This is a genomic window from Haloarcula sp. CGMCC 1.6347 (assembly GCF_037078395.1).
Taxonomy (GTDB): domain Archaea; phylum Halobacteriota; class Halobacteria; order Halobacteriales; family Haloarculaceae; genus Haloarcula; species Haloarcula amylolytica.
Genome location: NZ_JAYMGX010000009.1, coordinates 1 through 955, shown reverse-complemented (window position 1 = coordinate 955; position 955 = coordinate 1). Strand labels below are relative to the sequence as shown.

Sequence of the window (955 nt, the reverse complement as noted above, 5' to 3'; positions counted from 1 at the left end):
GCTTCCATCCAATGAGAGCGCCAATCTACTCGATTACCAGTATGAGTGGTACGGACAGGTCTCGGTGGTGGATTTGAGTCCCGATCATTTTGGGCGCCTCAAACCTCGGCCGGTAAGCTGTTACGCTTTTCTTAGAGGGTAGCTGCTTCTAAGCTCACCTCCCGGCTGTCTAGGGCTCGAGACCACCTTCAGAGGATTACACTTAATCCACACTTGGGGACCTTAACCTATCTCTGGGTTGTTCCCCTCCTGGTACACAGGCTTACCCCGCGCACCGGAATCCCCGCGTCAAACAGCGTCTGTAAGTTTGGAGTTTGACAGGTGTGCCGACTCCTCTCGGAGGCGGACACACCAATCGGTCGCTCTACCTCACAGACTACCTCGGCGGAGGTCATGCTTCGACATGTTTCGATTGGAACCAGCTGTTGCCGGACTCGATGGGCCTTTCACCCCTACACATAGATCACGAGAGGGTATTGTAGGACACCAACTCTAACAGACTTCCACGTGCCTTTCGGCACGCTTCATCTTGTCCATGCGTAGATCGTCCGGATTCGGGTCGTGTTCGTATGGCTCCCCGCCCTTGAAGACGGCGGCCCTCGTCGTAAGACTGCGGCCATGTCGGTTTCCCTGTGCCTCCCCGGATACTCCGGTTAGACTTGCCATACAGACACACTCCCTGGCTCGTTTTTCAAAACGTACGACAGAACATCGGCTTCCCGTGAGTCTTACTGGAGACTCGCGTCTCGGTCATTCGTCATGGGACCTTGTATGCCCTGTCGCTCGATCGCCAACTGATTTCATGCTCTATTTCGCCTCCCTTCTGAGGGTACTTTGCAGCGTTCGTTCACACTACTTGTTCACTATCGGTCTCAGGTTGTGTTTAGCCTTCGCAGTCGATGCCTGCGTTATTCGCGAGGGATATCCAACCCCCGCTACTCTGGCACTACCGCAC

General features: G+C 54.9%; 1 rRNA gene. It reads right to left on the bottom strand.

From position 1 onward, the window contains the following. A 23S ribosomal RNA gene (locus VI340_RS19790) occupies window positions 1-955 on the bottom strand; the annotation flags it as partial.